The sequence below is a fragment of the Rhodovulum bhavnagarense genome, from assembly GCF_004343505.1.
Taxonomy (GTDB): Bacteria; Pseudomonadota; Alphaproteobacteria; order Rhodobacterales; family Rhodobacteraceae; genus Rhodovulum; species Rhodovulum bhavnagarense.
On record NZ_SLXU01000007.1, the window covers coordinates 109,375 to 133,029 of the forward strand.

Genomic DNA, 23,655 nt, shown 5'->3' on the forward strand with positions numbered 1-23,655 from the left:
GCGTGATGGTGGTGGCGAACGCGGCGGACCAAAGGAAGGAACATTCCCGTCCGGCACCACCCTAGCGTGACCAAAACAAGGGAATGTAGGCGATCGCAACAAGCACGCTCAGCAAGACCAGGAGATAGGGCAGGACCGCGCGCGAGATACGTTCCAGGCCCAGCCCGGTCACCGAGGACGCGACATAGAGGTTGATCGCGACGGGCGGCGTGATCATCCCGATGGCCAGCCCCACCACCATGATGATGCCGAAATGCACCGGGTCGATCCCGAGTTGCAGCGCCAGCGGCAACAGGATGGGCGTCAGGATGATCAGCGCCGAGGCGGTTTCGATGAAGACGCCAGTCAACAGGATCAGCACCAGTATCAGCGCGATCACCACCAGCCCGTTCGAGGACACCCCGAGCACGACATCGGCGACCTGCGCCGGAACCTGCCAGTTCGACAGGGCCCAACTCAGCGCCGCCGAGGCCGAGATCACGAACATGATGACCGCCGTGGTCACCGCGGCGCGCACGAACAGCCGATAGATATCGGCAACCCGCAGATCGCGGTAAATGAACAAAGACACGATGATCGCGTAGTTCACGGCGATCACTGCGGACTCGCTGGGGGTGAAGATGCCGGAAAAGATGCCACCCAGGATGATGACCGGCGTCAGCAATCCCCAGAACGCCGAGCGAAATGTCCGCCAGATGGTGCGGGGCGAAAACGCGCTGCCGCGCGGATAGGCGCGCCGGTGCCCCTGCACCAGCGCCAGCGCGATCAGGCCCAGGCCCATCGCGAGGCCGGGCAGGAACCCGCTGAGAAACAGTTTCGACACCGACTCCTGCGCGATGACGGCGTAAATGATCATCGGCACCGAGGGCGGGATCACCACGCCGATGGTGCCCCCCGCCGCGATCAGCGCCGCCGCCGAGGCCGGGTCGTACCCCTTGCGCGTCAGTTCCGGCACCAGCGTCGAGCCGACGGCGGCCGTGGTCGCCGCGCCCGACCCGGAAATCGCGGCGAAAAACATCGAGGCCAGCACCGAGACGATCGACAGCCCGCCCTTGAGAAACCCGATCAGCGCATCAGCCAGCGCGACCAGGCGCGCGCTGACCTGCCCCTGGGCCATGATGTCGCCCGCCAGGATGAACATCGGCACCGCCACCAGCGCAAAGGAATCGATGCCCGAGAACATCTGCTGCGGCAGCACCAACAGCGGTACGCCATCGGCCCGCAGCGCCACCATCGTCGCCGCCCCGATGGCCAGCGCGACCGGCAGGCCCATCAACAGCAGAAGGAAGAACAGGCCGAAGAGCAGCAGGCTCATTCCACGGGCTCCGAGGGTTGTGGCCGTTTCCCGGTGACCGCCAGATGCACCAGGTCCGACAACGCGAGCAGCGCCATCAGAAGGGCGCTGATCGGGATCACCGCGTAGACATACGACATCGGAATGCGCAGCGATGCCGATTTCTGAAAGCTTTGCAAAGCCCTGTAGTCCTGTGCGATCCACGCAAGCGCCAGAAGAAAGACAAGTCCCGCCACCAGCGCCACGCCCGACACAACGCGCCCGGCGCGCTCGGGCAGGGCGTCGACCAGCACGCCGACCGCGATATGGCGGTGCTGCTGCCAGGCCAGCACCGCGCCCAGGAAGGTCAGCCAGACCAGCAGGAACCGTGCCACCTCTTCGGTCCAGCCGACCGCGGTGAAGGCCACGCGCGAGACGATCTGCAACGTGATCACCGCGATAAGCGCCGCCATCCCCGCCGCAAGGACGGGGCGCAGGACCGCGCCGATGGCGCGGTCCACCAGGCCGAAGAGGCGCAGCACGTCAGTTCAGCTCGGCGCGGATACGGTCGAGATAGTCGCCAAAGCGCGCGCCGTATTTCTCGTAGACCGGCGCCACCGCCGCCTGGAAGGCCGACAGGTCCGCATCCTCGATCACCGCCATGCCGCTGGCCTTCAACTCTTCCAGCTGCTTGGCTTCCATCTCGGCATTGACCGCGCGTTCATGGGCGGCCGCCTCGCGCGCGGCCTGAGCGACCACCTCTTGCGCGGGTTCGGGCAGCTTGTTCCAGGCCGGCATCCCCATCACGAAGACCGCCGGCGCATAGGTGTGGCGCGTCATGGTCATGTGGGTCTGGGTTTCGTTCAGCTTGAAGGAATGGACCACGCCCACCGGGTTTTCCTGCCCGTCGATGGTGCCCTGCTGCATCGCGGTCAGCGCCTCGGTCCAGGCCATCGGGATCGCGTTGGCGCCCAGTTCGCGGAAGGTGTCGGTATAGACCGGGTTCTCCATCACGCGGATGCGCAGCCCGTCCAGGTCGGCGGGGCTGGTCACCGGGCGCTGGCTGTTGGTCAGGTTGCGGAATCCGCGTTCGGCATAGGCCAGGCCCTTGAGGTTCACGTCGGCCAGCCGGTCCAGCAATTCCTGCCCGATCTCGCCGTCCAGCACCTGATAGGCCGCCTCGCGCGAGGGGAACAGGAAGGGCAGTTCGAACACCGCCATTTCCTCGACGAAATTGGCAACCGGGCCGTTGGTGATGACACCCATGTCGACGCTGCCGATCTGCATGCCCTCCAGCAGGGTGCGTTCGTCGCCCAGGCTGGCATTGGGGAACAGTTCGACCGTGACCTTGCCCTCGGTGCGCTCGGCCACCAGGTCGCGGAACTTCATCGCGGCAACATGGAAGCCGTCCTGTTCGTTGACCACATGGGCCAGGCGCAGGGTGATGGGCTCCATCGCGTCGAAATCCGACGCGGCGGCGGGCAGCGCGCCAAGGGCAACGGTCGCGCCCAGGGTGGCGGCAAGAAACTGTCTTCTGATCATCATCGGTTCTCCTTTGCGGTCCCGTTGCTTCGGTGGAAATCTTTTGCGCGTCAACCACCCGCGGTCTGGCAACAGCGTAATGCCTATATTGGCAATCGCGGACGAGGCAAGGCTGATTGCCCTCTTCAATACGTCCAATGAACGCGCCGGTCTTTGCCCACGGTCTCACCTCAGGAAAAAGACAAGGGACATGGTCGCGCCGACCAGCACAATGAAAGCCCGGAGCGCCCTCACATTGTGGATGCGCCGCGAGAGCGCCGCGCCGATATAGCCCCCGATGGCCGATGCTGTGCCAAGTACCAGAGCCTGTTTCCAAGCGATCAGGCCGGCCGCGATGTAAACCGTGACGGAAACCGCCGAGAGCATGCACGAAACAAGGTTTTTCAGCCCGTTCATCTCTCTCAGGTCGGTCAGGCCGATCAGACCAAAGGCCGCGAGCAGAAGAATCCCCACGCCGCCATTGAAATAGCCCCCATAGATCGTGACGGCCAGAAGCACGACAGCCGCCAGCGGCAGCCCGAACGCACCTCGTCCAGTTCTGGTGGTGCGCCGCGTGATCGAGGGGCCGAGGGCAAAGGCCGCCGTGGCGAAGGCCAACAGCCATGGAACCACACCTGAAAAGACGGCGCTCGGCGTCACCAGCAGCAAAACCGCGCCCAGTACGCCGCCCAATGCGGATACCAGCAGAACCAGGCGCACCGGCAGGCTGCGCGCTCGACGGATGTCGGCCCGGAACGCCCAGGCGCTGCCGAGATAGCCCGGCAAGGCCGCAAGCGTGGCGGTTGCGTTGGCCATGATCGGCGGTACGCCGGTCCAGACCAAGGCCGGAAAGGACAAAAATGTTCCCCCCCCGGCCACGGCATTCAGTGCGCCCGCGGCAAGGCCCGCGAGGATCAAAACAAGATAGAAAGTCATGGCATGCTCCGGCCCGGGAATCATCGGACCGCTCTTGCCCGCGACAACAATGGTCTGCAAATTGGTATGCAAGTTGTCGGATGGATGCCCCATGCCAAGAACGAGTTCAGCCCTTGCATTGAAACGATTGCGCGCGTTGCTCGACGAAGAAGCAGCGCGCATCGGGGATCGCCTGCCCACAGAACGCGCGCTTGCGGGCCTCTTGAAGTGCAGCCGCCAGACCGTGCGCGCGGCGTTGCTTGAACTCGAACGGGAAGGTGAAATCTGGCGACAGGTCGGCAAGGGCACGTTTCGCGGACCCGCCCCGCCCGGGCACCCGGTCAAAGAAACGATCCTGCTGAGTGTAACCGCCCCGGCGCAGCTCATGCAGGCCCGGCTGATGATCGAACCCCCTATCGCGGCAGAGGCCGCAAGACGCGCCTCGGCGCGCGACCTGGCCTATCTGTGGAGGCTCGTTGCACAAGGGCGTGGCGCCTGTGAACGCGTCGAGGCAGAGGCAGCGGATGCTGCATTCCATCACGGCGTGGCAGAGGCCGCGGGAAACCCCGTGCTCATCGGGTTTCTTGACTACCTTGCAAGCGCGCGACGTCGCGCCGCCTGGCAAAGGGAATGGGATCAAACCTACCGCCGTATCGGCGTAAGGGAGTTCGCCGGCCTGCACAGCGATCAGCATGCCGATGTCGTCACGGCGATTGCCCGGGGCGACCCACAGGCCGCCCAAGGCGCAATGCGGGTCCACCTGACAACGATCATGAACGCGATGCATCGGCCGGGCGGGAACGGATGAGGCCCCTATCGTTCGATCGGCCACTTACAGCCCACCAAAATGGCGACCCCGGCAGGACTCGAACCTGCAACCTATCCCTTAGGAGGGGATTGCTCTATCCTGTTGAGCCACGGGGCCGCGTGGGGTCCTTTTCTCCGATGCGGCACGCACGCGCAAGTCCGATCGGCTTGGACTTTCGGCGCGCGGGCGGTTATCTGGTCCGATACTGTGACAGGACGCCAACGCCGTGACCCTTTCCGACCCACCCCCGCCGCGCCGTTCACTGACGCTGCGCGATGTGTCCGAGGCCTCAGGCGTATCGGAGATGACGGTCAGCCGGGTCTTGCGCGGCAGCGCGGACGTGTCGGCCAAGACCCGCGCACGGGTGCTCGCGGCGGCCAAGCAGATGGGTTACGTGCCGAACAAGATCGCCGGCGGGCTGGCCAGCCAGCGGGTGAACCTCGTGGGCGTGATTATCCCCTCATTGTCCAACATGGTTTTCCCCGAGGTGCTGTCGGGGATCAACGAGGTGCTTGAGGCCACGCCGCTACAGGCGGTGGTGGGCCTGTCGCGCTATGATCCCCCGCACGAGGAACGGGTGCTTTACGAGATGCTGTCGTGGCGGCCATCGGGGTTGATCGTGGCCGGGCTGGAACATTCCGAGGCATCGCGCGCCATGCTGCGCGCCGCCGACATCCCGGTGGTCGAGATCATGGACCTGGATGGCGAACCGGTGGATTCGGTCGTCGGCATCTCGCACCGGCGGGCTGGCGCGGACATGGCCCGCGCGATCGCCGCGGCGGGCTATCGGCGGATCGGATTCCTGGGCACCAAGATGCCGATGGATCACCGGGCGCGCAAACGCTTCGAGGGGTTCACCGGGGCGCTGGCACGCGAGGGAATCGAGGTGACCGACCACGAGTTCTACTCGGGCGGATCAGGACTCGCCAAGGGGCGCGAAATGACCCGCGCCATCCTCGAACGCAACCCGGACCTGGATTTTCTTTATTATTCGAACGACATGATCGCGGCAGGCGGTCTGCTTTACTGCTTGGGGGAAGGGATCGACGTGCCTGGCCGGATGGGACTGGCCGGGTTCAACGGCATCGAGTTGCTGGACGGCCTGCCGCTGCGGCCAGCGACCATCGACATCCGCCGCCGTGAAATCGGCCGCAAGGCGGCGGAAATCATCGCCGATTGCGTGCAACGGGGCCTTGCAAGCGCTCACGCCCGCATCGCGCTGGACCCCGTCCTCGACCCCGGCGACACGCTGCGCAAGCCACCCGCCTAACTCGATCCGATCAGCACGCCCGCCGCCAGGACCAGCGCACCGCCCAGCACCACCTGGAAGGCCGCGCGAAAGAACGGCGTTTCCATGTATTTCTTTTGTATCCAGGCGATTGCCCACAATTCCAGGAAGACCACGACCAGGGCAATGATCGTTGCCGTCCAGAAATGCGGAATCAGGTAGGGCAACGCATGGCCCAGCCCCCCAACCGCAGTCATCACGCCCGAGGCGATACCGCGCTTGACCGGGGAACCGCGCCCCGAGATCCGGCCGTCATCCGACGCCGCCTCGGTAAAGCCCATCGAAATCCCCGCCCCGACCGAGGCCGCCAACCCCACAAGGAACGTGGTCCAGGTGTCTTGCGTGGCAAAGGCGGTGGCAAATATCGGCGCCAGCGTGGATACCGACCCGTCCATCAACCCGGCCAGCCCCGGCTGTACCCAGGTCAGAACGAATTGCCGGTGCGCGGTGCGGGATTCGGCCTCTTTGGTTTCGTCGCCCAGGTGATCCCCGGTCAGTTTCTCGGCCGAAACCGTATGCCCGGCCTCGGCCGCTGCCAGGTCGCCCAGCAATTTGCGCGTGCCGGCATCGCGGGTGCGCTTTGCGGCCTCAAGATAAAAATTATGGGCGTCCCGCTCCATCATCTCGGCTTCTTCGCGGATTCGTTCCAGCCCGAGATTCTGGACCAGCCAGACCGGGCGGCGGGCGTAATAGCCCGAAACATGTTCGCGCCGGACCAACGGGATGACCTCGCCGAACCGTTCGCGATGCTTGTCGATGAGGCGCTGACGGTGCAGATCCTCTTCGCGCGCCATGTCCTCGAAGATGCGTGCGCTGTCGGGGTAATCGGGGCGCAGACGTTCCGCATAGCTGCGATAGATACGGGCGTCATCCTCTTCGGACGAGATCGCGAGGGCCAGGATTTCCCTCTCGGACAGATCGGAAAAACGGCGGCGTTGGCTGACACCGGGAATCATGGGGGCCTCCCATTTTTAGAATACTTCTAAAATAGTCCGACCGGGTTCGGCGGCAAGTCATCCTATGCAACCTTCGCAAGACGATGCCATGACGCGATTCGCCGCTCCCGCTTGCGGACGGTGAACTGCGCGGTCTAGACTGTTGCCCGGACAACGAGGCCGAGATGAACGCACCGACCGACAAGATCAAAAGGGGCCGAAAGTTCGACCAGGTCCTGGATGGTGCGCGCGAGGTCTTTCTGCGCGACGGTTTCGAAGGCGCCAGCGTGGACGAGATCGCGCGCGCCGCAGGCGTGTCCAAGGCCACGCTTTACAGTTATTTTCCCGACAAGCGCCTGCTGTTCATGGAGGTGTTCCGCCTGGAATGCGACCGCCAGACCGGCGCGGCGATGAACGAAATCGATTTCTGCGCGCCCATCGCCGAGGTTCTGCGCCAGGCCGCCCGACACATGGTCCTGTCGTTTCTCGCGCCCTTCAACCAGGCCGTATTCCGTATCTGCGTCGCAGAGGCCGACCGCTTTCCCGACCTTGGTGCGGCTTATTACGATTCCGGGCCGTTGCGCCTTCGCCACGAAATCGTGGCCCATCTCGACCAGGCCCGTGCCCGGCGCGAACTTGCAATCGACGACCTCGACCTCGCCGCCGACCAGTTCATAGAGTTGTGCAAAACCGATCTCTACACGCGCTGCGTCTTCGGGGTCGATCACAGGTTCGGCGAGGCCGAGATCGAGCGCGTGGTCGAGGGCGCGGTAACAATGTTCCTTGCACGCTATGGCGGCTGACGGAAATCACCCCGGATCGCCCGGCTGACGACAGGCACCTGCGGGCCAGTCGCAACCGATACGCGCAAAGCGACCCGGCCGGGCGCGGTGTGCCACGAGCCGGAGTTGCACCGGCCAGCACCGCGCGCTACCTCTCGGTCCTGACCCAACGCCGCCAAGGACGCCCGCCGCATGCGCTCTGCCCTTTTCGAGGCCTATATCGAATCCGCCCGCCTGTATCCCGAGCTTTGGCGAACCTTTGCCGCGATCGCGGTCATGCTTCTCATTTATCTCGGCTTTTTTGCGCTGATGATCGTTGCGGCCTTTCCGGTTCTCGGGCCGCTGAACTATTTTGGCTGGTTGCGGGGGCTGACCGCGCCCGCCACGCCGGGCCATACATTATTCGTGCTGGGCAGTTTCGTCGGCATGGGGTTGGCCGTGCTGATTGCAACACCCGCATTGCATTACCGCGAACCAGGTAGCCTGTTTGGCCCGCTGCGCGACACGCTGCGCGGTTTCTTCAAGGCGCTGGCGGTTCTGACGCCGCTCTATGCGCTGTTATTCGCCGCGATCGCGCTTGGCACGCCGCTGGAGCCCAACCTGGACCCCACCACCTGGCTGCGGCTATTGCCGCTGGCGCTGGTACTGATCGTGATCCAGACCGGGTCGGAAGAACTGATCTTTCGCGGCTACCTGCAACAGCAACTGGCCGCGCGCTTCGCCGCGCGCGCCATCTGGATGGGCCTGCCCGCGCTGATCTTCGCGGCACTGCATTTCAACCCCGCGGCCGGGGCCAACGCCTGGTTCATCATGGCCACGGTGCTGGCCTTTGCGCTGGCCGCGGCCGACCTGACCGAACGCTCCGGCAGCCTCGGAATCGCGATGGGCTGGCATTTCGTCAACAATGTCAGCGCGATCCTTATGTGCTCGGTCAAGGGCACGATCACCGGGCTTGCGCTCTACGTCACCCCGTTCGATCTGTCCGATACGACCTGGGCGCCGCTATCCATGGGTCTCGACATCCTTGTGATCTACGTGATCTGGCGACTCTTGCGCGCGCGCATCTGACCACCCGCGCCCGATTGCATTTCGGTCCCGCCGGGCTTATCTGGGCCAGCATACCGACGCGGAGGGCAGCCAGCCTATGAACTGGATCAACAACTACGTCCGGCCCAAGATCAACTCGCTCTTCTCGCGCCGCGAGATACCCGAGAACCTGTGGACCAAATGCGACAGCTGCGGCACGATGTTGTTCCACCGCGAACTGGCCGAAAACCTCAATGTCTGTCCCCATTGCGGCCATCACATGGGCATCCGCCCCCGCGACCGTTTCCTGACCCTGTTCGACGGTGGAATCTTTACCGAGGTCGAGGTGCCCAGGCCTCTGGCCGATCCCTTGGGATTCCGCGACCAGAAAAAATACCCTGACCGGATGAAATCCGCCCAGAAAGCGACCGGCGAAAAAGAGGCGATGCTGGTCGCCGAGGGCGAGATGGGCCGCACTCCGATCGTCGCGGCGGCGCAGGATTTCAGCTTCATGGGCGGCTCGATGGGCATGTATGTCGGCAACGCCATCATCGCCGGCGCCGCCCGCGCGGTGGAACTGAAACGCCCCTTCATCCTGTTTTCCGCCGCCGGCGGCGCCCGCATGCAGGAGGGCATCCTCAGCCTGATGCAGATGCCGCGCACCACCGTCGCGGTGCAGATGCTGAAAGAGGCCGGGCTGCCCTATATCGTGGTGCTGACCCATCCCACCACCGGCGGGGTGACAGCCTCCTACGCGATGCTGGGCGATATCCAGATCGCCGAACCGAACGCGCTGATCTGCTTCGCCGGGCCGCGGGTCATCGAACAGACCATCCGCGAAAAGCTGCCCGAGGGGTTCCAGCGTGCCGAATACCTGCTGGACCACGGGATGCTGGACCGGGTGACGCCGCGCACGAAGCTGCGCGAGGAACTGATCACCATCACCCGGATGCTGATGGGCCTGCCGCCCGCGGTCATTGCCGATCTGCCGCCACCGGCCAGCTTTGCCCAGGGGCCACAGCAATCCGAACCGGCCGAGGCCGAGATCGAAACACCGACCACGACCGAAAAGCCCCTGCCGCGCCCCACTTATCCTGACCGGAAACCCCAGGAGTGACCTGCGCCCCCAGCGACATCCTGCTGGAACGGATGATGGCGCTACACCCCAAGGTGATCGACCTGACGCTGGATCGCGTCCAGCGCCTTCTATCCGCGCTCGACCATCCCGAACGCCGCCTGGCCCCGGTAGTCCATATCGCGGGCACCAATGGCAAGGGTTCGACGCTCGCGATGGTCCGCGCGGGCCTGCAGGGCGCGGGCCACCGGGTCCAGGCTTATACCTCGCCGCACCTGGCCCGGTTTCACGAACGCATCCGTCTTTCGGACGGGCTGATCTCCGAGCCTGCCCTTGCCGCGATCCTTGACGAGTGCGAACACGCCAATGGCGGCGCGCCCATCACCTATTTCGAGATCACCACCTGCGCCGCCCTGCTGGCCTTCGCCCGCGACCCGGCCGACTGGTGCCTGCTGGAGGTGGGCCTCGGCGGACGGCTGGACGCCACCAATGTGGTGGACCGGCCCGCGCTGAGCGTGATCACGCCCGTCTCGATCGACCACCAGCAGTTCCTGGGCGACACCCTGGCGCAGATCGCCGCCGAAAAGGCCGGCATCCTGAAACGCGGCGTGCCCTGCGTGGTCGGCCCGCAAGAGGACGCCGCGCTGGAGGTGATCGAGGACCGCGCCGCCCGCCTCGGCGCCCCGCTGATCGCCCATGGCCAGCACTGGCATGTCTGGGAAGAACGCGGCCGGCTGATCTTCCAGGACGAGCATGGCCTGATGGACCTGCCCCTGCCCCGCCTGACCGGCCCGCACCAGATCCAGAACGCCGGGACCGCGCTGGCCGCCCTGCGCGCCCTGGGCCAGGACGACACCGCCGCCGAGGCCGCGATGACCCGTGCCGACTGGCCCGCCCGGATGCAGCGCCTGCGCCGGGGCCCGCTGGTCACAGCCGCGGACCGGGCCGAGCTTTGGCTCGACGGCGGCCACAACCCCGCCGCCGGTACGGCGCTCGCCGCGGCCCTTGCCACCCTGCCCGCGCGCCCCGTGCACCTGGTCTGCGGCATGCTGAACACCAAGGACGTGGCGGGCTTCCTGCGCCCCCTGGCCGGCATCGCCGAAAGCCTCACCGCCGTCTCCATCCCGGGCGAGGCCAACACCCTGCCTGCCGATACCACCGCCCGGATCGCCCGTGACGCTGGCCTGCCCGCCACCACCGCCGACAGCCCGGCCAAGGCCATCGCTCGCATTGCCGGGGCCGCCCCGAACGCCCGCATCGTGATCTGCGGCTCGCTCTACCTGGCCGGGCGGGTGCTGCGCGACAACGCCTGACCGCACCCGACCCTTCTTCTTGGGCAAAATACCCCGGGGGAGTCGCCGGGGAACCCGGCGGCGGGGGCAGCGCCCCCTGACCCGGTCTCAACTCTTGCCCGGCCTCCCGCGACGCGCTAGGCCGGGGACAGCGCCAATCGGAGGATCCCATGCAAGCGGTTTCGGAAAACAAGTGTTTCGGCGGGGTACAGGGCGTCTATACCCATGCCTCGGATGTCTGCGGCTGCGACATGACCTTCGGCCTGTTCCTGCCGGCCGAGGCTGCGGACGGCCCGGTGCCGGTCCTGTGGTATCTCTCGGGCCTGACCTGCACCCATGAAAACGCCATGACCAAGGCCGGCGCGCAGCAATGGGCGGCCGAACAGGGCATCGCGCTGGTCTTCCCCGACACCTCGCCCCGGGGCGAGGGCATCGCCGATGACGACAGCTACAACCTGGGCACCGGCGCGGGCTTCTACGTGAATGCCACGCAGGACCCCTGGGCTGCGAACTACCGGATGTGGGACTACGTGGCCGAGGAACTGCCGCGCCTGCTGGTCAACAACGTCGCCATCGACGAGGACCGGCAAGCGATCTGCGGCCATTCCATGGGCGGGCACGGGGCGCTGACCATCGCCATGGCCTATCCCGGCCGCTTCGCCTCGGTCTCGGCGCTGGCGCCGATCACCCATCCCAGCACCTCGGACTGGGCGAAAAAGCCGATCCACGCCTATCTGGGCGAGGGCAACGTGGACTGGACGCGGCATGACGCCTGCCTGTCGCTGCGCGCAAACGGCTTCGCCGGGCCGATGCTGATCGACCAGGGCACCAAGGACCCCTTCATCGACTCGCTGATGCCCGAGGCGCTGGCCGCCGCGATCACCGAAACCCGCCACCCCGGCACCCTGCGGATGCAGGCGGGATACGATCACAGCTATTTCTTCGTCTCTAGCTTCATCGAGGATCACGTCGCCTTCCACGCCGAGGCGCTCTACGCGTGAGCCGGGTCTTCGTCGACGCCGACGCCTGCCCGGTCAAGGCCGAGGCGCTGCGCGTGGCCGAACGCCACGGGGCCGACGTCATCTATGTCGCCAATGGCGGGCTGCGCCCGGTCGACCACCCGCTGGTGCGCATGGTCTATGTGCCCGAGGGCCCCGACGAGGCCGACAAATGGATCGCCGATCAGGCCGGGCCGGGCGATGTGGTGGTCACCGCCGATGTGCCGCTCGCCGCGAAATGCGTGGCCACCGGCGCGCGCGTGCTCAACCACAATGGCGAGGCGTTCACCAAGGCCAACATGGGTGAGAAACTGGCCACCCGCGATCTGATGGCCGATCTGCGCGCGGCCGATCCGTTCCGGCAGGGCGGGGGCAAGGGGTTTTCCAGGGCCGACCGCACCCGGTTCCTGGACGCGCTGGAACGCGCGCTGCGGGCCATCGCGGCGCAGTGACATCCGCGGGCGTGCCCGCGACAGGCAAGTGGCAGGAGGCAAGATGCCCATCGACGCCGTCGTCTTCGATATCGGGCGGGTCCTGATCGACTGGCAGCCCGAGAAATTCTATGACCGTGCCATCGGCCCGGACCGGCGGCGGGCGCTGTTCGACGCGGTCGATCTTTACCGGATGAACGATGGCGTGGACCTGGGCGCCGATTTCGCAGAGTCGGTGGAGGCACTGGCCGCCGCCCATCCCGACTGGGCCGCCGAGATCCGGCTGTGGCGCAGCCACTGGATCGAGATGGCGCAACCAGAGATCCCCGGCTCTGTCCGGGTGCTGCGCGCGCTCAAGGCCCGGGGCGTGCCGGTCTATGCCCTGACCAATTTCGGCGCCGAGACGTTCCAGACCGCCTGCGCCGCCTATCCCTTCCTCGATCTCTTCGACCGCCGCTTCGTGTCGGCCCATCTGCGGGTGATGAAGCCCGCGCCGGGCATCTACGAAATCCTGGAGGCCGAAACCGGCCATCCGCCGGAGCGGTTGATTTTCACCGACGACAAGGCCGAAAATGTCGATGCCGCCGCCGCGCGCGGCTGGCACACACATCTGTTCACGGGCCCCGAGGGCTGGGCCGCCCGGCTGCGCGAAGCAGGGCTTCTGACCGAAAAGGAGGGGGCGCCCCATGGTTGAGATCATCGGATTTGCCGAGGGCGAGGCGCGGATGAGCTGGCCGGGGCTGTGCGCCGCGCTGGAGGCCGGGCACAGCCTGCCACGGGCCGAGGTGGCCGACAGTTTCCTATACCGCGGCGACGATACGCTGCTGTCCCGCGCGGCCTGGATCGACGGGATGGGTCTGGCGGTGAAATCGGCGACGATCTTTCCCGGCAATGCGGGCCGCGACCTGCCTGCGGTCAATGGCGGCGTCAGCCTCTATTCCGACCGCGACGGCACGCTGGACGCGATCATCGACTTTCACCTCGTCACCAAGTGGAAGACCGCGGGCGACAGCCTGCTGGCGGCCACCAGGCTGGCCCGGCCCGACAGCCGCCGCATCCTGATCGTGGGCGCCGGCAACGTGGCGCAGTCCCTCCACGCGGCCTATTCCAGCGCCTTCCCCGAGGCCGAATTCACCGTCTGGAACCGCTCGCGCGCGGGGGCCGAGAGGCTGGCCGCCGCCTCCCCGGGCGTCACCATCGCAGAGGATCTGGAAACGGCGGTGCGCGCGGCCGATATCGTCACCTCGGCCACCATGGCGACAGAGCCGCTGATCCGGGGCGCGTGGCTGCAACCGGGCCAGCATGTCGACCTGATCGGCGCCTTCCGCCCCGACATGCGCGAGGCCGACGATGCCGCGCTGCAAAAGGCGCGGGTCTTCGTCGACAGCCGCGATACCACGCTCGACCATATCGGCGAGCTGAAAATCCCGCTGGCCGCCGGGGCGATCGGCCGGGACACCGTGCTGGCCGATTACTACGACCTGCCCTCGGGCGGCTTTGCCCGGCAATCGGACGACGAGATCACGCTATTCAAGAATGGCGGCGGCGCGCATCTGGACCTGATGACCAGCCGCTACATCCTCGATGCGTGGCGCACGGCATGATCTGGGGTCTTTTCGTGGCAATCGCGGGGCTGGTCATCCTGGCCTGGCCGCTATCGGAATGGCGGCGCAGGCCGATGGACCGGGCGGCTCGCGACGATGCACCGGGGCAGATCGCCGATCTGCCCTCGGGAGCGACCCATTACCGCTGGAACGGACCGGTTCGCGGGCAGGTCGCAGTCTGCCTGCACGGGCTGACCACGGGCAATTACATCCTTGAGGACATCGCTGCGAACCTGGCCCGGATGGGGTTCAGGGTACTGCGCTATGACCTTTACGGGCGCGGCTATTCGGACCGGCCGCGGGGCGCGCAGGATCGCGCCTTTTTCCTGCGCCAACTCGAGGAAATGCTGGACCATGCCGGGATCGAGGCGCCTTTCACGCTGGTGGGCTATTCCATGGGCGGCGCGCTGGCGACAGCCTTTGCCGCCGATCACCCCCACCGGGTCACGCGGCTGGTGCTGCTGGCCAGCGCAGGGCTGGGCCATACCGCGCCGCCGCTGCCGCGACTGACCCAGCGTTTGCCGGTGGTCGGGGACTGGCTGGCGCGGGTGACGGGCGGCTGGCAATTGCGGCACATGACCCGGCAGGCCGCGCGCATAGCCCCCCTGCCGCCCGCGCTGGTCGAGGCACAGATCGCCGAGACCCGCTATCGCGGCTTTATTCCGGCGGTTCTGTCCAGCATGCGCCACATGCTGGCCGCCGATTTCGCCCCCGATCACGGGCGCATCGCCCGTGCGGGGGTGCCGGTTCTGGCGGTCTGGGCGGGCGAGGACGAATTGATCCTGCCCACCGCGCCTGGTCGGCTGGCCAAACTTAACCGCACGGCGCAACAACACGGCATCGCGGGGGCCAGCCATGCCCTGGTGGTCACCCATGCCCCAGAGATTCACCTCGCCATACAGGGGTTTGTCCGCGACACCTGAACGTGCTGGTCACCCTTTCCTTCTGCGACGCAGCATCCTAGAACCCGGACATGGGCGAAACGCTTCGCAGCCTTTACGACGCGCGCGTGGCCGCGGGCGACCTGCGGCCCGATCCGGCGCAGATCGTCGCGATTGGCCCGCTGGAGCGTATCCGCGACGCATTGGAAAATGCCCCTCCCCCACCAAGAACGCGGTTTTTCCGCAAACCGCCGCCCCCCGAACCCGTGCGCGGGCTTTACCTTTGGGGCGGCGTAGGGCGAGGAAAATCCATGTTGATGGATTTCTTCTTTGAAAATGTAGGGATCGAGGGCAAGCGGCGCATCCATTTTCACGCCTTTATGCAAGAGGTGCAGTCCGGCCTGCACGCCGCCCGCGCCGAAGGGGCCGACGATGCGCTGCGCCCCGTGGCGACACGGATGGCCGAGGGGCTGCGCCTGCTCTGCCTCGACGAGATGCAGATCACCGACATCACCGACGCGATGATCGTGGGACGTCTGTTCGAACTGTTGTTCGCCGCCGGGGTTTGCGTGGTCACGACCTCGAACCGCGTGCCGGACGATCTCTACAAGGACGGGCTTCAACGTGACCGGTTCCTGCCTTTCATCGTACAGATCAAGACACGGCTCGAGGTCATGCACCTCGCCTCGCCCACTGATTACCGGCAGAACAGGCTGACCGGGGCGGATGTCTATTTCACCCCGGCCGACCGCCTGGCACACGAGGCCATGGCCGCGATCTGGGTCGACTTCACCGACGGGGCGGGTTCCCCTCTGATCTTGCGCGTGCAGGGCCGCACGGTAGATATCCCGTTGTTTCACAACGGGGTAGGGCGCGCGACCTTCTGGGATCTCTGCGCCAAACCGCTGGGGCCGGCCGATTACCTGGCCATCGCCCAAGCGGTGCGGGTGCTGCTGTTGGAAGACATCCCCATGCTGTCGAGCGAGAACTACAACGAGGCGCGCCGCTTCGTCACGCTGATCGACGCGCTTTACGAGGCGCGCGTGCGCCTGATCGCCTCGGCCGCCGCCGCGCCCGAGATGCTGTATCTCGAAGGTGCGGGATCGTTCGAATTCGAACGCACTGCCAGCCGCCTGCGCGAGATGCAGGCCGCCAGTTGGGCGCCGCCGGGCTGAGAGGCGCGCTCAGGCGGATTCGGCCAGGACGCGTTCCAGAACCGCTTGCGACAGGGGCACCGGGTTGCCACGCATGGATGATGACCCAAGCGCGGCCGCCGCAAGCGCGGGGTAATCGGCCGGAGTGACACCCATCGCGGACAATCCAGGCAGGCCTGCGCGACGGCTCCAGTCGGCAAGCCCGGCCCAACCCTCGACGCAAAGGGCCTCAGAAACCATCCCCTCTGCCTCTTGCATGCGTGCGACGGCCGGGTGACCGGGGTAAAGAGCCGCCGCATTGGCCAGCATCACCGCGGGCAAAAGCGCGCCGCAAACCGCGCCATGCGGCGCGGCCGGGGCCAGCCCGCCGATCGGCCCGGCCAGTCCATGCACCGCGCCCAGACCAGCATTTGCCAGCGCCAACCCGCCCGTCAACGCCACCACCGCCATGTCATCGCGCGCATCCGCATCCTCGCCCTGCATCAGCCGCGCAAGCGCGGCAAGGCCACGCGGGATGGCTGCGCGGCATAGCGCATCGGTCAGCGGATTGGCGCGCGAGGACAGGAACGGTTCGATCACCTGCGTGATCGCGTCAAGTCCAGAGGCCAGGGTGACGGCCCGCGGCGTGCCATCGGCCAGCGCCGGATCGATCAGAACGACATCGGGGATCATGCGCGCATCGCGCAGGCTGACCTTGCGCCGGGCCTCGGGCACGCCGATCACGGCATTCTTCGTGACCTCGGCACCGGTGCCTGCCGTCGTCGGCAAGGCGGCAAAAGGCAACGGGTCCACCCCGAGCGGACGGCCCTCGCCCACCACTTCGAGATGGGTCAGCGGCGGCGTGACAGAGGGGATGAGCGCGGCCAGCGCCTTGCCCATGTCGATGGCGGCTCCGCCCCCCAGGGCGGCAACCGCGTCCACCCCCGCGGCACGCGCCTGGGCAAGGGCGGCCTCAAGCGCGGGCAGGTCGGGCTCGGCCCCGCAGGCGATCCGCAGCGCAAGCACGCCCTGCGCCATCAGCCCCGAGGCCAGCCAGTCGGCGCGCGCGCCCGACGCGCCATGAACCAGCGCCAAGCGACGGCCCATCGCGGCGATACGCGGGGCGGCCTCGGCGGCGACGCCCCGGCCAAACCGGATCTCGCGCGGGGCCGCAAAGCCGAAGGGCAGGATAGGGTTGGTCATGCCTGCATCGTCGCCTGCACCGCGCGGCGCCAGGCGGCATATTTCGCCTGCCGGGTCGGATCGTCCATGGCCGGTTCGAAACGGCGCTCCAGCGCCCAGCCGCGGGTAAAGCCCGCCATATCGGGGTAAAGACCCGCACGCATCCCCGCCAGCCAAGCCGCGCCCAGCGCCGTGGTTTCCAGAACGTCGGGTCGATCCACCGGGGCGCCGATGATATCCGACAGGAACTGCATCGCCCAATCGCTTGCGGACATGCCGCCATCCACGCGCAGCGTGGCAATGCCCGCATCCCCGGCGGCGGCCCCGCCCCAGTCGGCCTGCATCGCCTCAAGCAAGTCGCGGGTCTGGAACCCCACGCTTTCCAGTGCGGCGCGGGCCAGTTCCGCCGGCCCGGTATTGCGGGTCAGCCCGAACAGCGCGCCACGGCAATCGGCGTTCCAATAAGGGGCACCAAGCCCGGTAAAGGCGGGCACCAGGATCACCTGCTGGCCCGGATCGGCAGTTTGCGCAAGCGGCTGGGTTTCGCGCGCCTCGCGAATGATCTTCAGCCCGTCGCGCAACCACTGCACCACCGCACCCGCGATAAAGATCGACCCCTCCAGCGCATAGACCGGCTTGCCATCAAGCTGGTAGGCAATGGTCGTCAACAACCGATTGCGAGACATGACCGGTGTCTCACCGGTATTGAGCAGGGCAAAACAGCCGGTCCCATAGGTTGATTTCATCATGCCGGGACGAAAACAGGCCTGCCCCACGGTGGCGGCTTGCTGATCGCCCGCGACCCCCAGGATCGGGATCGCCCCGCCGAAAAGGTCGGGCCGGGTCAGGCCATACTCGGCGGCACAATCGCGCACTTCGGGCAGCATCGACATCGGAACGCCCAGAATGTCGCACATGGTGGCCGACCACCGCCCCTTGCGGATATCGTAAAGCAGCGTGCGCGCGGCGTTCGTGGCGTCGGTGGCATGCACCTTTCCGCCCGTCAGTTTCCACACCAGATAGGTATCGACGGTGCCAAACAGCAATTCGCCCGCCTCGGCACGCCGGCGCGCGCCCTCGACGTTATCGAGTATCCAGGCCAGCTTGGTGCCCGAAAAATAGGGATCAAGCAGCAGCCCGGTCTTTTCCGACACGCTGGCCTCAAGACCGTCTTCGCGCAGGCGGCGGCACAGCGGTGCTGTGCGGCGATCCTGCCAGACGATGGCGTTGTGAACCGGATCACCGGTCTTGCGATCCCAGACCATCGTGGTCTCGCGCTGGTTGGTGATGCCGATGGCGGCGATGTCGCCGGGCGCAAGGCGGGCCTTTTCGATCGCCGCGCGGCAGGTGGCCGCGGTGGTGGACCACAGGTCGGAAGGGTCATGCTCGACCCAGCCGCTGGTCGGATAGTGTTGAGGAAATTCTTCCTGGGCGACGGCGCGTATCTTCATCTGCGCGTCGAACAGGATCGCGCGGGTAGAGGTGGTGCCCTGATCGATGGCAAGGATATGGGTCATCGTGCCTGCTGCCTCATGCTGCGCGGTGACGAAAGGGGCGGGTCGAGCGGCCGGGGCCCCAAGGCCCCGGCCCGTGATCGGGTCAAGCTTCCCGGATCACTGGTTCCAGGAGGCCACCAGTTCGTCATAGGGAACGGTTTCAGGCGTCTCGCGGGTGTTGTCCAGCGCGGGCTTGGGGGCGCCGGGCTGACCAAGCCAGTATTCCGCGTCGCGTTCCTCGTTCAGCTTGGGCCCGATGTCGCCCTGGATGCCGGCCCGTTCCAGCCGCGCCATCACGTTTTCCATGTCGACGCATAGCGCATCCAGTGCCTGTTGCGCAGTCTTGGCCCCCGACATGGCATCGCCGATATTCTGCCACCACAGTTGCGCCAGCTTGGGATAATCCGGCACGTTGGTGCCCGTGGGCGACCAGCGCACCCTTGCGGGGCTGCGGTAGAACTCGACCAGGCCGCCAAGACGCGGGGCACGCTCGGTGAAGCTGTCATGCTGGATCGTGGATTCCCGCACGAAAGTCAGGCCGACATGGCTTTTCTTGACATCCACGGTCTTGGAGGTGACGAACTGTGCATAAAGCCAGGCCGCCTTGGCGCGATCCTCGGGGGTGGATTGCATCAACGTCCACGATCCCACATCCTGGTAGCCGACCTTCATGCCCTCTTGCCAATAGGCGCCGTGCGGGCTGGGCGCCATGCGCCACTTGGGGGTGCCGTCCTCGTTCATCACCGGCAAGCCCTCCTTGACCGTGTCGGCGGTAAAGGCGGTGTACCAGAACATCTGCTGGGCCACGTTGCCCTGCGCCGGGATCGGCCCAGCCTCGGAGAAGGTCATGCCGGCGGCGGCCGGCGGAGAGTATTCCTGGAGCCACTTGATCGCCTTTTCCACCGCGTAGACGGCCGCGGGCGAATTGGTGGCGCCACCTCGATTGACACAGGCGCCGACCGGCTGGCTGTTCTCGTTGACACGGATGCCCCATTCATCGACCGGCAGCCCGTTGGGTTCGCCCACATCGCCCATCCCGGCCATCGACATCCAGGCATCGGTATAGCGCCAGCCCAGGCTTGGGTCTTTCTTGCCGTAATCCATGTTGCCATAGATCATGCCCTCGACACCGAGATGACCAAGATCGCGGCCGGTAAAGAACTCCGCGATATCCTCGTAGGCAGACCAGGTGACCGGCACGCCGAGGTCATAGCCATAGGCCGCCTTGAAATCGGCCTTGTTCTTTTCGTCGTTAAACCAGTCATAACGGAACCAGTAGAGGTTCGCGAATTGCTGGCTGGGCAATTGGTAGAGCTTGCCATCGGGGGCGGTGGTGAAACTCGTGCCGATGAAATCGTCCAGGTCGAGGCCCGGATTCGTGACATCAGCGCCCTCGTTCGCCATCCAGTCGGTCAGGTTGCGCACCTGCTGATAGCGCCAATGGGTTCCGATAAGGTCGCTGTCATTGACATAGGCATCATAGATGTTCTGCCCCGACTGCATCTGAGTCTGAAGCTTTTCCACCACGTCGCCCTCGCCGATCAGGTCATGGGTGACCTTGATGCCGGTGATCGCCGAGAAGGCCGGGGCCAGCACGTTGGCCTCGTATTCGTGGGTGGTGATCGTTTCCGACACCACGTTGATTTCCATTCCGGCAAAGGGCTGGGCGGCGTCGATGAACCACTGCATCTCGGCCTCTTGCTCGGCGCGGGTCAGCGCCGACATGTCGCCGATTTCGGCGTCCAGAAAGGCGCGTGCGGCCTGCATGTCGGCAAAGGCCGGCGCCCCGAGCAGCGTCAGCGCCAGGCCAAATGCGGTGCTCTGTTTCAAGGATCGTATCATCTGGGTCCTCCCTTTATTGATCCCGTGTCGTGACAAGGCCGCCCTCCTGTCCCGGCGGCCGGCTGTGGCCTATACCCAGCGAAATACCGCCGCGGCATAAAGCATACAGAGAATGAGCGCATAGGGCTGGTTCGCCCCCAACAGCCCCAGCCAGGCGAGGTTGATGAAGGCCGAGCCCAGAAGCGTGATGAAAAGCCGGTCGCCGCGCGTCGTCTCGATCCTCAGGACGCCCACGCGCGGGGTTTCCGGGAAGCGGATCGCGAGGATCGTGAATGTGATCAGCAACAGCGCAATCACCCCGAAAAACGCGGCCGTCGGCCAGGTCCATGCCATCCAGTCCATGTAGAAGCCCCCCTTACACGCGGCCCAGGGCAAAGCCCTTGGCGATGTAGTTCCGCACGAAATAGATGACCAAGGCGCCCGGCACGATGGTCAGCACGCCGGCCGCCGCCAGCACGCCCCAGTCGAGGCCGGACGCCGACACGGTGCGCGTCATCGTGGCCGCGATGGGCTTGGCGTCGACGCTGGTCAGCGTGCGACTCAGCAGCAGTTCCACCCATGAGAACATGAAGCAGAAGAAGGCGGCGACGCCGATGCCGCTGGCGATCAGGGGCATGAAGATCTTCACGAAGAAGCGCGGGAAGGAATAGCCGTCGATATAGGCGGTCTCGTCGATCTCGCGGGGCACCCCCCGCATGAAACCCTCCAGAATCCAGACCGCCAGCGGCACGTTGAACAGGCAATGCGCCAGCGCCACCGCGATATGGGTGTCAAACAGCCCCACGGACGAGTAAAGCTGGAAGAACGGCAACGCGAAGACCGCCGGCGGCGCCATCCGGTTGGTCAGCAGCCAAAAGAAAAGGTGCTTGTCGCCCAAGAACGAATAGCGCGAGAAGGCATAGGCCGCCGGCAAGGCCACCGTTACCGAGATCACCGTGTTCATCACCACGTAGATCATCGAATTGACATAGCCCATGTACCAGCTCGGATCAGTCAGGATCGTGGCGTAATTGGCCAGCGTCAGATCCCGCGGCCAGAGCGAGAAACCGCCCAGGATCTCTGCATTCGTCTTGAGGCTCATGTTCAAGAGCCAATAGATCGGCAGCATCAGGAACAGGATATAGAGCACCATCACAACGGCAGAGCCCTTGACGCGCAGCCTCTTGCGGCTGGTGTCCGCGATCATGTCGCCGGGGATAGAGGCGGTCTTGGCATCGGCCATGGCTCAGCCCTCCCTTTTGTCGAGATTGACCATCACGGTGTAAAACGCCCAGGAAACCGCCAGGATCACGAGGAAATACATCAGGCTGAACGCGCCTGCCGGGCCAAGGTCGAACTGGCCCATCGCCATCTTGACCAGGTCGATCGACAAGAAGGTGGTCGCGTTGCCGGGCCCGCCGCCAGTGACGACAAAAGGCTCGGTGTAGATCATGAAACTGTCCATGAAGCGCAGCAGGATCGCGATCATCAGAACGCCAGCCATCTTTGGCAATTCGATGTAGCGGAACACCGCCCAGCGGCTGGCCTGGTCAATCCGGGCAGCCTGGTAATAGGCGCCGGGAATGGATTGCAGCCCTGCATAGGCCAACAGCGCCACCAGCGACGTCCAGTGCCAGACATCCATCACGACCACCGTGATCCAGGCGTCAACCGCATCCTGCGTGTAGTTGTAGTCGATCCCCGCTGCGCTGAGCGCATAGCCAAGCAAGCCGATATCGACCCGGCCAAAGATCTGCCAGATGGTGCCCACCACGTTAAACGGGATCAGCAGCGGAAGCGCCATCAGCACAAGGCAGACAGAGGCCCACACACCCCGCTTGGGCATGTTCAGCGCCACGAAGATGCCAAGTGGAATCTCGATCGCAAGGATGATCGCGGAAAAGGCGACCTGTCGGCCCAGTGCATTCCACATCCGGTCCGAGGCCAGCAAATCGTCGAACCAGGTCAGACCGGCCCAGAAGAAGCGGTTATTGCCGAACGTGTCCTGCACCGCGTAATTGACCACCGTCATGAGCGGGATGACGGCCGAAAAGGCCACCAGCACCAGCACCGGCAGCACCAGGAACCACGCCTTCTGGTTGGGGGTCTTTTGCATCACGCCGCGCTCCCTTCCACCAGCCAGTCATTGGCATAGACGTTCACGCGGGCCGGATCGAAGGCCACGCGGGTCTTGTCGGAACCGATATTTTCATCCTCGGCCGCGACGATATTGATGTCATGGCCAAAAAACTCGGCCCGCACGATCTTGTGGCGCCCCACATCCTCGACGCGGCGGATGCGCACCGGCAGCCCCTCGGTCGCAGACAGGCGGGCGAATTCGGGGCGCACCCCGATTTCCACCTTGCCAGACAGCGCAGTATAGCCGCGCTCCAGCGCGATCTCGGCACCGTTCACATAGGCACGCGCACCCTCGATCTTGGCCGGGATCACGTTCATGCCGGGCGAGCCGATGAAATAGCCCACGAAGGTATGGGCGGGACGCTCGAACAGGTCCTCCGGGGTGCCGATCTGCACCACGCGGCCGTCATGCATCACCACCACCTTGTCGGCAAAGGTCAGTGCCTCTGTCTGGTCATGGGTCACGTAGATCATGGTATGGCCGAAATCGCGGTGCAGCGATTTGAGCTGTGTGCGCAATTCCCATTTCATATGTGGATCGATCACGGTAAGCGGCTCATCGAACAACAGCGCGTTGACATCCTCGCGCACCATGCCGCGGCCCAAGCTGATCTTTTGCTTGGCATCGGCGGTCAGGCCCCGCGCCTTGCGATCCAAGACCGACTCCATCCCGATCATGGCGGCGATCGTCTGCACCCGCTGTGCGATATAAGACGCCGAGGCGCCGCGGTTTTTCAACGGAAACGCCAGATTCTGACGCACCGTCATCGTGTCGTAAACCACCGGGAACTGGAACACCTGCGCAATATTGCGCTCTGCCGTCGCGGCATGGGTCACGTCGAAATCGTCGAACAGGATGCGCCCGCGCGAGGGCTGCAACAACCCCGAGATGATATTGAGCAAGGTGGACTTTCCGCAGCCCGACGCCCCCAACAGGGCATATGCCTCGCCATCCTGCCAGACATGGTCAAGCTGCTTGAGCGCATAATCGTCTTCGCCCCGCGGGTCCGGCAGGTAGGAATGGGCCAGGTTATCAAGCGTGATCCGTGCCATGT

The 23,655-nt window shown here is 65.6% G+C and carries 24 protein-coding genes and 1 tRNA gene; 12 read left to right on the top strand and 13 right to left on the bottom strand.

The window, feature by feature from the left end:
* Window positions 1-61: 61 nt before the first annotated feature.
* From EV663_RS09150 to EV663_RS09165, 4 genes are all read right to left on the bottom strand, one after another.
* Window positions 62-1,315 (bottom strand): TRAP transporter large permease, encoded by a 1,254-nt coding sequence (locus tag EV663_RS09150; RefSeq protein ID WP_132951487.1) that lies wholly within the window; start codon window positions 1,313-1,315, stop codon window positions 62-64.
* Window positions 1,312-1,815 (bottom strand): TRAP transporter small permease, encoded by a 504-nt coding sequence (locus tag EV663_RS09155; RefSeq protein ID WP_207904417.1) that lies wholly within the window; start codon window positions 1,813-1,815, stop codon window positions 1,312-1,314. Before EV663_RS09155 ends, EV663_RS09150 begins: the two co-directional genes overlap by 4 nt.
* A 1-nt stretch (window position 1,816) precedes the next feature.
* Window positions 1,817-2,815: a TRAP transporter substrate-binding protein gene (locus tag EV663_RS09160; RefSeq protein WP_132951488.1), complete on the bottom strand. Its 999-nt coding sequence runs from the start codon at window positions 2,813-2,815 to the stop codon at window positions 1,817-1,819.
* A 165-nt stretch (window positions 2,816-2,980) separates the two neighbouring features.
* Entirely contained in the window at window positions 2,981-3,730 is a 750-nt protein-coding gene (locus EV663_RS09165) for a sulfite exporter TauE/SafE family protein (RefSeq protein WP_132951489.1), read from the bottom strand.
* A 91-nt stretch (window positions 3,731-3,821) separates the two neighbouring features.
* Here EV663_RS09165 and EV663_RS09170 point away from each other — a divergent pair, with 91 nt between their 5' ends.
* Window positions 3,822-4,517, top strand: a complete 696-nt coding sequence (locus tag EV663_RS09170) for a FadR/GntR family transcriptional regulator (RefSeq protein ID WP_132951490.1) — start codon at window positions 3,822-3,824, stop codon at window positions 4,515-4,517.
* A 40-nt stretch (window positions 4,518-4,557) separates the two neighbouring features.
* On the opposite strand, the gene EV663_RS09175 is transcribed toward EV663_RS09170, so the two are convergent.
* Window positions 4,558-4,634, bottom strand: a tRNA-Arg gene (locus EV663_RS09175).
* Window positions 4,635-4,743: 109 nt separating this feature from the next.
* Between EV663_RS09175 and EV663_RS09180 the strand changes: the two genes are divergently transcribed.
* The gene (locus EV663_RS09180; protein ID WP_243697919.1) at window positions 4,744-5,787 is read left to right on the top strand and encodes a LacI family DNA-binding transcriptional regulator; all 1,044 of its coding nucleotides are present in this window, start codon (window positions 4,744-4,746) and stop codon (window positions 5,785-5,787) included.
* Here EV663_RS09180 and mbfA read toward each other — a convergent pair.
* Window positions 5,784-6,761, bottom strand: a complete 978-nt coding sequence (gene mbfA, locus EV663_RS09185) for an iron exporter MbfA (protein ID WP_132951491.1) — start codon at window positions 6,759-6,761, stop codon at window positions 5,784-5,786. The genes EV663_RS09180 and mbfA overlap by 4 nt on opposite strands.
* 164 nt (window positions 6,762-6,925) lie before the next feature.
* Between mbfA and EV663_RS09190 the strand changes: the two genes are divergently transcribed.
* From EV663_RS09190 to zapE, 10 genes are all read left to right on the top strand, one after another.
* Window positions 6,926-7,543: a TetR/AcrR family transcriptional regulator gene (locus tag EV663_RS09190; RefSeq protein WP_132951492.1), complete on the top strand. Its 618-nt coding sequence runs from the start codon at window positions 6,926-6,928 to the stop codon at window positions 7,541-7,543.
* A 171-nt stretch (window positions 7,544-7,714) separates the two neighbouring features.
* Window positions 7,715-8,590 carry a CPBP family intramembrane glutamic endopeptidase gene (locus tag EV663_RS09195; protein WP_132951493.1) on the top strand — a complete coding sequence of 292 codons (876 nt, stop codon included), beginning with the start codon at window positions 7,715-7,717 and terminating at the stop codon, window positions 8,588-8,590.
* A 76-nt stretch (window positions 8,591-8,666) separates the two neighbouring features.
* On the top strand, window positions 8,667-9,665 hold the full coding sequence (gene accD, locus EV663_RS09200; RefSeq protein WP_132951494.1) for an acetyl-CoA carboxylase, carboxyltransferase subunit beta: 999 nt from the start codon (window positions 8,667-8,669) through the stop codon (window positions 9,663-9,665).
* A gap of 32 nt (window positions 9,666-9,697) precedes the next feature.
* On the top strand, window positions 9,698-10,936 hold the full coding sequence (locus tag EV663_RS09205) for a bifunctional folylpolyglutamate synthase/dihydrofolate synthase (RefSeq protein ID WP_425057134.1): 1,239 nt from the start codon (window positions 9,698-9,700) through the stop codon (window positions 10,934-10,936).
* 149 nt (window positions 10,937-11,085) lie between these two features.
* Window positions 11,086-11,916 (top strand): S-formylglutathione hydrolase, encoded by an 831-nt coding sequence (fghA, locus tag EV663_RS09210; RefSeq protein WP_132951496.1) that lies wholly within the window; start codon window positions 11,086-11,088, stop codon window positions 11,914-11,916.
* Complete coding sequence (locus tag EV663_RS09215) at window positions 11,913-12,365, top strand: YaiI/YqxD family protein (protein WP_132951497.1); 453 nt, start codon at window positions 11,913-11,915, stop codon at window positions 12,363-12,365. The genes fghA and EV663_RS09215 overlap by 4 nt, the downstream gene beginning before the upstream one ends.
* Before the next feature lie 43 nt (window positions 12,366-12,408).
* Window positions 12,409-13,038 (top strand): HAD family hydrolase, encoded by a 630-nt coding sequence (locus EV663_RS09220; RefSeq protein WP_132951498.1) that lies wholly within the window; start codon window positions 12,409-12,411, stop codon window positions 13,036-13,038.
* Window positions 13,031-13,948, top strand: coding sequence for an ornithine cyclodeaminase family protein (locus tag EV663_RS09225; protein ID WP_132951499.1), 918 nt, complete (start codon window positions 13,031-13,033; stop codon window positions 13,946-13,948). The genes EV663_RS09220 and EV663_RS09225 overlap by 8 nt, the downstream gene beginning before the upstream one ends.
* Entirely contained in the window at window positions 13,945-14,871 is a 927-nt protein-coding gene (locus EV663_RS09230; protein WP_132951500.1) for an alpha/beta fold hydrolase, read from the top strand. Before EV663_RS09225 ends, EV663_RS09230 begins: the two co-directional genes overlap by 4 nt.
* 50 nt (window positions 14,872-14,921) lie before the next feature.
* A complete protein-coding gene (gene zapE / locus EV663_RS09235; protein WP_132951501.1) occupies window positions 14,922-16,004 on the top strand; it encodes a cell division protein ZapE in 1,083 nt (360 codons plus the stop codon).
* A gap of 9 nt (window positions 16,005-16,013) precedes the next feature.
* Here zapE and EV663_RS09240 read toward each other — a convergent pair whose 3' ends face one another.
* The 7 genes from EV663_RS09240 to EV663_RS09270 all read right to left on the bottom strand — a co-directional run bounded on the left by EV663_RS09240 (window position 16,014) and on the right by EV663_RS09270 (window position 23,653).
* A complete protein-coding gene (locus EV663_RS09240) occupies window positions 16,014-17,153 on the bottom strand; it encodes an iron-containing alcohol dehydrogenase (protein ID WP_132951531.1) in 1,140 nt (379 codons plus the stop codon).
* An 8-nt stretch (window positions 17,154-17,161) separates the two neighbouring features.
* Complete coding sequence (gene glpK, locus EV663_RS09245; protein ID WP_132951502.1) at window positions 17,162-18,661, bottom strand: glycerol kinase GlpK; 1,500 nt, start codon at window positions 18,659-18,661, stop codon at window positions 17,162-17,164.
* A 96-nt stretch (window positions 18,662-18,757) separates the two neighbouring features.
* Entirely contained in the window at window positions 18,758-20,482 is a 1,725-nt protein-coding gene (locus EV663_RS09250) for an ABC transporter substrate-binding protein (RefSeq protein ID WP_132951503.1), read from the bottom strand.
* Window positions 20,483-20,551: 69 nt separating this feature from the next.
* Entirely contained in the window at window positions 20,552-20,824 is a 273-nt protein-coding gene (locus EV663_RS09255; protein ID WP_132951504.1) for a DUF2160 domain-containing protein, read from the bottom strand.
* Between the two features lie 13 nt (window positions 20,825-20,837).
* Window positions 20,838-21,668, bottom strand: coding sequence for a carbohydrate ABC transporter permease (locus EV663_RS09260; RefSeq protein ID WP_132951532.1), 831 nt, complete (start codon window positions 21,666-21,668; stop codon window positions 20,838-20,840).
* Window positions 21,669-21,707: 39 nt separating this feature from the next.
* Window positions 21,708-22,577 carry a carbohydrate ABC transporter permease gene (locus tag EV663_RS09265; protein WP_132951505.1) on the bottom strand — a complete coding sequence of 290 codons (870 nt, stop codon included), beginning with the start codon at window positions 22,575-22,577 and terminating at the stop codon, window positions 21,708-21,710.
* A complete protein-coding gene (locus EV663_RS09270) occupies window positions 22,577-23,653 on the bottom strand; it encodes an ABC transporter ATP-binding protein (protein WP_132951506.1) in 1,077 nt (358 codons plus the stop codon). The genes EV663_RS09265 and EV663_RS09270 overlap by 1 nt, the downstream gene beginning before the upstream one ends.
* Window positions 23,654-23,655 lie beyond the last annotated feature (2 nt).

Coding starts and splice junctions, on each gene's coding strand:
- glpK (WP_132951502.1), bottom strand. CDS start 18,661: ATGACCCATATCCTTGCCATCGATCAGGGCACCACCTCTACCCGCGCG.
- accD (WP_132951494.1), top strand. CDS start 8,667: ATGAACTGGATCAACAACTACGTCCGGCCCAAGATCAACTCGCTCTTC.
- EV663_RS09270 (WP_132951506.1), bottom strand. CDS start 23,653: ATGGCACGGATCACGCTTGATAACCTGGCCCATTCCTACCTGCCGGAC.
- EV663_RS09150 (WP_132951487.1), bottom strand. CDS start 1,315: ATGAGCCTGCTGCTCTTCGGCCTGTTCTTCCTTCTGCTGTTGATGGGC.
- EV663_RS09250 (WP_132951503.1), bottom strand. CDS start 20,482: ATGATACGATCCTTGAAACAGAGCACCGCATTTGGCCTGGCGCTGACG.
- EV663_RS09260 (WP_132951532.1), bottom strand. CDS start 21,668: ATGATCGCGGACACCAGCCGCAAGAGGCTGCGCGTCAAGGGCTCTGCC.
- fghA (WP_132951496.1), top strand. CDS start 11,086: ATGCAAGCGGTTTCGGAAAACAAGTGTTTCGGCGGGGTACAGGGCGTC.
- zapE (WP_132951501.1), top strand. CDS start 14,922: ATGGGCGAAACGCTTCGCAGCCTTTACGACGCGCGCGTGGCCGCGGGC.
- EV663_RS09160 (WP_132951488.1), bottom strand. CDS start 2,815: ATGATCAGAAGACAGTTTCTTGCCGCCACCCTGGGCGCGACCGTTGCC.
- EV663_RS09195 (WP_132951493.1), top strand. CDS start 7,715: ATGCGCTCTGCCCTTTTCGAGGCCTATATCGAATCCGCCCGCCTGTAT.
- EV663_RS09220 (WP_132951498.1), top strand. CDS start 12,409: ATGCCCATCGACGCCGTCGTCTTCGATATCGGGCGGGTCCTGATCGAC.
- EV663_RS09225 (WP_132951499.1), top strand. CDS start 13,031: ATGGTTGAGATCATCGGATTTGCCGAGGGCGAGGCGCGGATGAGCTGG.
- EV663_RS09190 (WP_132951492.1), top strand. CDS start 6,926: ATGAACGCACCGACCGACAAGATCAAAAGGGGCCGAAAGTTCGACCAG.
- EV663_RS09230 (WP_132951500.1), top strand. CDS start 13,945: ATGATCTGGGGTCTTTTCGTGGCAATCGCGGGGCTGGTCATCCTGGCC.
- EV663_RS09255 (WP_132951504.1), bottom strand. CDS start 20,824: ATGGACTGGATGGCATGGACCTGGCCGACGGCCGCGTTTTTCGGGGTG.
- EV663_RS09170 (WP_132951490.1), top strand. CDS start 3,822: ATGCCAAGAACGAGTTCAGCCCTTGCATTGAAACGATTGCGCGCGTTG.
- EV663_RS09165 (WP_132951489.1), bottom strand. CDS start 3,730: ATGACTTTCTATCTTGTTTTGATCCTCGCGGGCCTTGCCGCGGGCGCA.
- mbfA (WP_132951491.1), bottom strand. CDS start 6,761: ATGATTCCCGGTGTCAGCCAACGCCGCCGTTTTTCCGATCTGTCCGAG.
- EV663_RS09205 (WP_425057134.1), top strand. CDS start 9,698: ATGATGGCGCTACACCCCAAGGTGATCGACCTGACGCTGGATCGCGTC.
- EV663_RS09265 (WP_132951505.1), bottom strand. CDS start 22,577: ATGCAAAAGACCCCCAACCAGAAGGCGTGGTTCCTGGTGCTGCCGGTG.